This window comes from Amycolatopsis sp. NPDC051373, assembly GCF_040689465.1.
Taxonomy (GTDB): domain Bacteria; phylum Actinomycetota; class Actinomycetes; order Mycobacteriales; family Pseudonocardiaceae; genus Amycolatopsis.
Genome location: NZ_JBFBAE010000011.1, coordinates 116,392 through 123,532 on the forward strand (window position 1 = coordinate 116,392; position 7,141 = coordinate 123,532).

At 71.5% G+C, this 7,141-nt stretch carries 8 protein-coding genes; 3 read left to right on the top strand and 5 right to left on the bottom strand.

Going from position 1 to position 7,141, the window contains the following annotated elements; genetic code table 11:
- Positions 1 to 114: 114 nt before the first annotated feature.
- Positions 115 to 1,611, top strand: coding sequence for an alkaline phosphatase family protein (locus tag AB0383_RS21860; protein WP_366188380.1), 1,497 nt, complete (start codon positions 115 to 117; stop codon positions 1,609 to 1,611).
- A gap of 21 nt (positions 1,612 to 1,632) precedes the next feature.
- Here the strand turns inward: AB0383_RS21860 and AB0383_RS21865 are convergent, their stop codons facing one another.
- From AB0383_RS21865 to AB0383_RS21875, 3 genes are all read right to left on the bottom strand, one after another.
- The gene (locus tag AB0383_RS21865) at positions 1,633 to 2,028 is read right to left on the bottom strand and encodes a nuclear transport factor 2 family protein (RefSeq protein ID WP_364171057.1); all 396 of its coding nucleotides are present in this window, start codon (positions 2,026 to 2,028) and stop codon (positions 1,633 to 1,635) included.
- Between the two features lie 171 nt (positions 2,029 to 2,199).
- Positions 2,200 to 2,724 carry a CHAP domain-containing protein gene (locus AB0383_RS21870; protein WP_366188381.1) on the bottom strand — a complete coding sequence of 175 codons (525 nt, stop codon included), beginning with the start codon at positions 2,722 to 2,724 and terminating at the stop codon, positions 2,200 to 2,202.
- A 148-nt stretch (positions 2,725 to 2,872) separates the two neighbouring features.
- The gene (locus AB0383_RS21875) at positions 2,873 to 3,760 is read right to left on the bottom strand and encodes an XRE family transcriptional regulator (protein WP_366188382.1); all 888 of its coding nucleotides are present in this window, start codon (positions 3,758 to 3,760) and stop codon (positions 2,873 to 2,875) included.
- A 145-nt stretch (positions 3,761 to 3,905) separates the two neighbouring features.
- Between AB0383_RS21875 and AB0383_RS21880 the strand changes: the two genes are divergently transcribed.
- Positions 3,906 to 4,871 (top strand): DUF3152 domain-containing protein, encoded by a 966-nt coding sequence (locus AB0383_RS21880; protein ID WP_366188383.1) that lies wholly within the window; start codon positions 3,906 to 3,908, stop codon positions 4,869 to 4,871.
- Positions 4,872 to 4,955: 84 nt separating this feature from the next.
- Here AB0383_RS21880 and AB0383_RS21885 read toward each other — a convergent pair whose 3' ends face one another.
- The gene (locus AB0383_RS21885; RefSeq protein WP_364171055.1) at positions 4,956 to 5,333 is read right to left on the bottom strand and encodes a hypothetical protein; all 378 of its coding nucleotides are present in this window, start codon (positions 5,331 to 5,333) and stop codon (positions 4,956 to 4,958) included.
- Between the two features lie 139 nt (positions 5,334 to 5,472).
- Complete coding sequence (locus AB0383_RS21890) at positions 5,473 to 6,312, bottom strand: sigma-70 family RNA polymerase sigma factor (RefSeq protein WP_364171054.1); 840 nt, start codon at positions 6,310 to 6,312, stop codon at positions 5,473 to 5,475.
- Positions 6,313 to 6,388: 76 nt separating this feature from the next.
- Between AB0383_RS21890 and AB0383_RS21895 the strand changes: the two genes are divergently transcribed.
- On the top strand, positions 6,389 to 7,042 hold the full coding sequence (locus AB0383_RS21895; RefSeq protein WP_364171052.1) for an NAD(P)H-dependent oxidoreductase: 654 nt from the start codon (positions 6,389 to 6,391) through the stop codon (positions 7,040 to 7,042).
- The last annotated feature ends 99 nt before the right edge of the window (positions 7,043 to 7,141 follow it).

The following is a 7,141-nucleotide window of genomic DNA, read 5'->3' on the forward strand; positions in this document are numbered from 1 at the left end:
GCGGGCGTTCAGCGGAAGTTCAACCGGAGGCCACCGGTCGGATCACTCAGGGCTCAACCGCGGCCGAAAGCTTGTCGGAGCTCCCACCGTGCCCCGAAGCCGGAAGGATTTCCGATGACCGAGACCCCGGACAACACCCCCGAGAGAACCGGGCTGACCCGCCGCAGGCTGTTCGGCGCCGCCGCGGCCGGTGGGCTGGCCGCGGCGGCCGCCGTACTCCCGCCGAACGTCCGCAGCGCGCTCGCGTCCCCGCCCCCGTCCGGCGGGCACCTGGGCGACATCGAGCACGTCGTGTTGCTGATGCAGGAGAACCGCAGCTTCGACCACTACTTCGGCACGCTGTCCGGGGTGCGCGGGTTCGACGACCCGCACGCGCTGCGGCTGCCGGGTGGCAGTTCGGTGTTCCACCAGCCCGACCCGTCGCACGCGGACGGCTACCTGCTGCCGTACCGCCTGAACACGAAGATCACCGCGGCGCAGGCGATCCCGTCGACGAGCCACGCGTGGAGCGTGCAGCACCAGGCGTGGAACAACGGCAAGATGGACAACTGGCTGCCGGCGCACCTCGCGGCCGACGGCGTCACCAAGGGCCCGTACACGATGGGCTACTTCACGCGCGAGGACATCCCGTTCCAGTACGCGCTGGCCGACGCGTTCACCATCTGCGACGCCTACCACTGCTCGGTGCTCGGCCCGACCTGGCCGAACCGCTACATGTGGCTCTCGGGCACTATCGACGCCGACGGCCAGTACGGCGGCCCGTCGCTGGAGACCGGCAACGTCCCCAACGGGCACTTCACCTTCAAGACCTACCCCGAGCGGCTTACGGAAGCGGGCGTCAGCTGGAAGGTCTACCACTCGCCGGGCGGCGCGACCGGGCTCCCGCCGTTCAACGCGATCAAGGCCTACGCCGACGCCAAGCCGGGCGACCCGCTCTACGACAACGCGATCGCGCCGTTGCCGCTGGGCCAGTTCGAGTACGACGCGCTGCACGACCAGCTGCCCACCGTGAGCTGGCTGCTGCCGCCGAGCGCCGCCGACGAGCACCCCGCGCACCTGCCGGCCGCCGGCGCCCAGTTCGTCGCCGGCAAGATCGACGCGATCGCCGCCAACCCGGAGGTCTGGGCCAAGACGGTGTTCATCCTGTCCTACGACGAGAACGACGGCCTGTTCGACCACGTCCTGCCGCCGACCCCGGAGCCCGGCACCCCCGGCGAGTTCGTCTCCGGCACCTCGCCCAGCGGTGTCAAGGGCGGCGGCCTGCCGACGGGGCTGGGCTACCGCGTGCCGTGCATCGTCGTCTCGCCGTGGAGCGCCGGCGGCTGGGTGAGCTCGGAGCTGTTCGACCACACCTCGCAGCTGCGCCTGCTGGAGAAGGTGACCGGCGTCGCCGAGCCGAACATCAGTGACTGGCGCCGCCGCACCGTCGGCGACCTGACCTCGGTCTTCCGCTTCCACGACGCGAGCAAGCACGCGCCGGTCCTGCCCGATACCCAGGGGCAGTACAACCTGGCCCAGTACGAGGTGGCGCAGCTGCCGAAGCCGGCCGCGCCCACCGGCGGGCAGGAGGTGCCGCACCAGGAACGGGGTCATCGCCCGCGGGTGCGCTGAACCCGCGTCCGGGTCGTCCGGTCAGGTGACTGTGTCCCCGTGCCGGTGGGCCACGCGCCACGCTCCATCTTCGCGGCGGTAGACCTGCGTCGCCCGCAGGGTGTACGTGCGTGGCTCACCGTTCACGGACACCGTGGTGTGCTCGAAACCCGTGGTGTAGGCCATGTCGCCGACGACGTCGCAGGCCAGCAGTTCGAAGCGGTAGGCAGTGCAGGCGGAGAAGGTCTCGCCCAGCGCCGTGAAGAGGCCGTCGACCTCGCGCCGGCCGTGGGCGTTGCGCCACGCGCCCAGCACGCTCACGGGCTCGGCCCGCGACCAGATCGCACGCCGGGGCGCCGGGTCTCCGTTGTGCAGCGCGAACTCCGCGTCGTGCACCGTGGTCTCGACCCACGCCAGGAACTCGTCGCGATCGCTCATCGCCTCATGGTGCGCTTCGGCGACGGCGAAAGCGCCGGCCCGGATTTCACAGGGGGTCCGACGCGGACCCGGCCGGACGGCGGGAAGGCGCCGTCCGGCCGAGGGTTCGGGGAACGCTCAGTTGTAGAAGTGGATGTAGCGGAAGTCGCCCTTGTTCAGGTCGTGGACGAGTTAGTGGCCGTCGCCGGCCCAGTTGTAGTCCTCGACCGTGACGGTGGAGCCGTGGACGCTGTCGACGACGGCGACGTGGCCGTAGCGGCCCGCGTCGGTCTGGGCGATGGAGCCCGGGGTGGGCGTGTTGTCGACGCGGTAGCCGTGCTTGCGGGCGTTGTCGTCCCAGTACTTGGCGTCGCCGTAGTTCGAGGCGCTCTCGCCGTGGCGGTCGATGGTGAACGCGGCCCAGGAGACGCACTCGCGGTTGTACATGTTCCAGTCGTCGACGACGGAGTCCTGCGGGATGTTGCGCCACTTCGCGGGGTAGTTGTCGCCGATGAGGTTGACCTCGGCCGACGGCGCGAGGGTGCCGAGCTGCGCGGCCATCGACATCGGGCGCGCGGCCGCGGTCGCCGTGGCCGGCGTGGGCCCGGTCGGCGTAGTCGGCACAGCGGCCGAAGCCGGCACAGCGGCCGCCGCGCCGGTGGCCGTGAGCGCGGCCGCGGCGGCAAGGGTGGTCAGGGTCCGGGTGAGACGGCGCATGGCGGTGCCTTTCCGGGGAACGGGGGATCGGGGGAGTGGCGTGGCGGACGGTAACCAGCCGCGGACCGCGCGTTCCAGACCGAAGTGGACGGCCGGGGTTCGGCAGTGAAGATCCGCAGGCCGGCGGCTCGTGTTCACAGAATTGGCGTCACCACGTCCAGCACGCGCCGTGGATGCCGGGCCGCGCGTCGCGGGTGGCGAACGTGACGGCGTGGGTCGTGCCGACGCGCAGCGGGTCGCCGGTGTGGCGGGGCCCGTCGGGCCCGCGGCGCTCGAACGAGCGGACCCGCCGCGGCAGCCGCAGGCCGAACTGCACCTGGCACACGTACTCGCGCACCGGCCGCGTGAAACGCCGGCCGTACTCCTGCGCCGGCGTGCCGGGCGGCAGCACGATCTCGTACTCGACAGCAGTGACCTCACCGGCCGCGAGCACGCGGTCGAGCAGCAGCTCACCAGCGGTCATGCCCGTCTCGCGGTCCACCCGCACGCGCCCGACGCGCGCGAACCGCACGCCCTGGTAGCGCGGTTCGGCCGGCAGCGGGCCATCGGCCTGGTGGTAGGTCATCATGCGGTCGACGCCGTCGATCGTGGCCTCCGCGACGAGCCGCACGTGCAGGGCCCGCTCGCACCCGTCGTCGTCGATGGCCACGCGGTCGTGCACCGACCAGAACGCGAGCTGCCCGTCCGGCGGCGGTTTGAGTTCTACCGTGAGCGGCCGCAGATCGGGCCACAACCGGCGGCGCTCCACGCGGTCGGGCGGGTGGCCGAGCCAGCGTCCACGCGGCGCGCGCGGACCGAGCAGCGACGTGAGTGAGCCAGGCGAGAGCTCCAGCACGGCTTCGAGCTGCGTCACGGCGTTCAACGACGCCTCGCGCTCGGGCCGGGAGCGGCCGCGGCGCCAGTAGGACAGGGCGGAGCGCGAGAGCGTCACGCCTCGGGTGGCGAGGTGGTGGCGGACCCGGTCGAGGGAGAGCCCGGAGTCTTCGATCGCGGCGTCGAGCGTGACCGCGAACGAGCCGGGGTGCTGCGCAGACACGCCGCCAGCATGATCAACAAGGCCGTCGTCCGGAACCGACGAAAGTCGGGGTCACCGCCCGTGACCCGGGCGGTTTGGTCTCAACCTTTCGGCCGTCCCACCCGTTGGACAGGGAGGAACTGTCACCGGAGAGCTGGGGAAGTGCGTGGCGCAGGACGAAACGCGGACGCGGGAACCGTTGCGCGCCTCGTGGAAACCGTTGCCGGAGCGGAGATCCGCGAGAAGGAAGAAGGGCTTCCTGCGCACCTACGGCTGGCGCGTCTACGCGCTGCCGGTCATGGTCGTGCTCACCGTGCTCGTGCTGGTCAACACGGCGACGACCTCGGCCCCGTCGACGGCGGCGCAGCAGCAGGCCCCGACTTCCGGACAAGCTCACGCCGAGTCCCGGTCCGAGTCCTCCGTGGACTCCCTCGAGCCGGGCGTTCCCGAGAACCCGGCGAAGCCGGCCGATCCGAACGCCCCCACCGCCGACCTGCCCGCCGGCGGCCCGTACACGCAGACCGGCCGGGGCAAGTGGCACGTGATCCCCGGCTCCGGCCCGAAGATCGGCACCGGCCGCCTCTACCGCTACACCGTCGAGGTCGAGGACGGCATCGACCCGGCGAGCTACGCCGGCGACGACAGCTTCGCGGCCGCCGTCCAGGGCATCCTGTCCGACCCGAAGAGCTGGACCGCGGACGGCAAGGTCGCGCTGCAGCGGGTGGACGCGAGCGACCCGCACCCGGGCTTCCGCGTCAGCCTCTCCACCCCCGACTCCACGCACCGCGCCGACGCCTGCGGGTTTTCCATCACCTACGAGGCTTCCTGCTTCCGCCGCAGCATGCACCGCGTGCTGATCAACCTCTCGCGCTGGGTACGCGGCGCGAAGGCCTTCGGGGCGAACATGACCGCCTACCGGCAGTACGCGATCAACCACGAGGTCGGCCACGCGCTGGGCCACTCCCACGTCGGCTGCGGCGGCACCGGCCGGCCGGCGCCCGTGATGATGCAACAGACCTTCGGCGTCGCCGACGATTACGTCGCCCGCCTCAACAACGTCCCCGGCGGCGACCAGGGCGCCGTGCCGGCCGACCACCGCGTATGCGTCACGAACTCGTGGCCATTCCCCTAAGACCACCGAGCTGTATAACGACCTACACGGCGGCCGACGAGGCAGTGATCAGCACAGAGCGATGACCGGCAAAGCGCGCAGCGATCAGAACGGCGCCGTGGTGCACGCCGGCGGGCCGATTTCCTTCCACTTTCCGTTCTCCCGCGCCAGGAAGCGCAGGCACACGAGCTCGTTCTTCACCACCTGCTGTCCGATGTGGATGACCTGCGCCGCGGTGGTGCCCGAGGATGTCGGCCCGCGGCTCCAGCCGCGCCCGAAGACCTGGAAGTACCCGTACTTCGCCTTGATCGGCTGTTGCCGCAACGCGATGACCTGGTTCACGTACAGGCCGCTTCCGTCCGTGGTGTTGCAGAACGACGCGGTGCAGTTCTTTTCCGTCTTGGCCGACGCGGTGCCCGTGAACAAAGTTGCCGCCACTGCGGACAGCGCGCCGAGCACGGCGATCTTCCTGGTGATGGACATGGTCCCCTCCGGTGTCGCGGTCCACGCCCCTGAACGAAGTGGACCATCCGGCTGAAACGTAGATGATCACCTTCGCTGATGTTGCACTTTGACTCAAAGTGTCACACCATCGTGCGATTACCGCGCGAATGCGGTGCGCTCACGGGAGGACGGCGACCGCCACCTTCGCGAGCCGCTCCGGGTCCGCGATCACCTCGTACGCGGCGACCCGCCCCGCCGTCACCGACACCTTGAGCACGCCCGTCAGCCGGCCGTAGGGCGCCAGCACCAGCCCGACGGTGCCGTCCACCAGAGCGGGCTCCGCGAGGCGCGCGCGGTCGGCGAACGCGGTGGTGCCGCGCGCGACGGCGTCAGCGCCGCGGAGGACCGCGGCGGCGCCGGGCGGCAACGCGGCCGGGTCGGCGTGCCGGACGACGTCGGGTGCGAGCAGTTCGAGCAGCACGGCGAGATCACCGCCGCGGGCCGCGGCCAGGAACGCCTCCACGACCTTCCGGTGCTCACCGACCGCGGACCCGGCCGCGGGAGTGCCGCGTACCCGCAGCCGCGCCCGGCTCGCGAGTTTCTTCGCCGTCGCGGGCGAGCGGTTCAGGATGGGGCCGACGGCGTCGAAGGGCACCGAGAACAAGTCGTGCAGCACGAACGCCACGCGCTCGGCGGGTGCGAGCGTCGCCAGCACCACGAGCAGCGCCCGGCCGACCTCGTCGGCGAGTTCCAGATCCTCCTCCGGACCCGCGACCCCGTGGTCCGGCACCTGCGAGAACGGCGTCTCCCGCCGCGCGCGCAGCAGGTCGAGGCAGATCCGCGAAACGACGGTGGTCAGCCAGGGCGCCAAGTTGTCGACGCCGGACGCCGACGCCAGCCGCAGCCAGGATTCCTGCACGGCGTCCTCGGCTTCGGCCGCCGAGCCGAGCATCCGCCGCGCGAGCGCGCGCAGCCGGGGCCGTTCCGCTTCGAACCGGGCCGCCAGGGTTTCGGGCATCGGTCACCTTTCCTCTTCGTGGTGCGTCGGGGTGGGTGAGTGAGCCCGACCCGCTGGACCTGAGGAGAGGAACCGGATGACCGACATGCTAGCGCCCCTGCTGCGCGTCGACTCGAGCGCCGACGGCGCGGAGTCCGTGACACGGCGGCTGACCTCGCTGTTCGTGCGGCACTGGTGCGGCCAGGTGCGCCACCGCGACCTGGCCGCCGACCCCGTGCCGCCGATCCGCGAGCCTTACGCCCGGCTCGGCCGCCGCGTCGAACGCCGGGGGATCGTGCCGCCGGACGACATCGCCGCGCTGGCCGCCGACGACGCCGAACGCCGCGAATGGGCGCTGACTCTGCCGCTGGTCACAGAGCTGCGCGAAGCCGGCACCGTGCTGCTGGGCGTGCCGATGTACAACTTCTCCGTGCCCGCCGCGCTGAAGGCGTGGATCGACCGCGTGACGTTCCCCGGCGTGTTCGCGAACGCCTTGGGCGACACCAGGTTCGTGGTGATCACGGCGCGCGGCGGCGCGTACGGCCCGGGCACTCCGCGCGAGGGGTACGACTTCCAGGAACCGTACCTGCGGGCGTACCTCACGAACCTGGGCGTCAGCCCCGAAAATCTCGCGTTCGTGCACGCTGAGCTGACGCGCGTCGGCGACATCCCCGCGCTGGCCGGGCTGGAGGACCTGGCGGAGAAATCCCTGGCCCAGGCCGAAGAACGGATTCTCGAACTGGCCGCATGACAGCGCTCATCCCACAGTGCTCATCCCACAGTGCGGGGGGGGGGGGGGGGGGGACGAGACCCCGCGGCCCCGCCCCGCGCACCACCAAAAAACAAACAA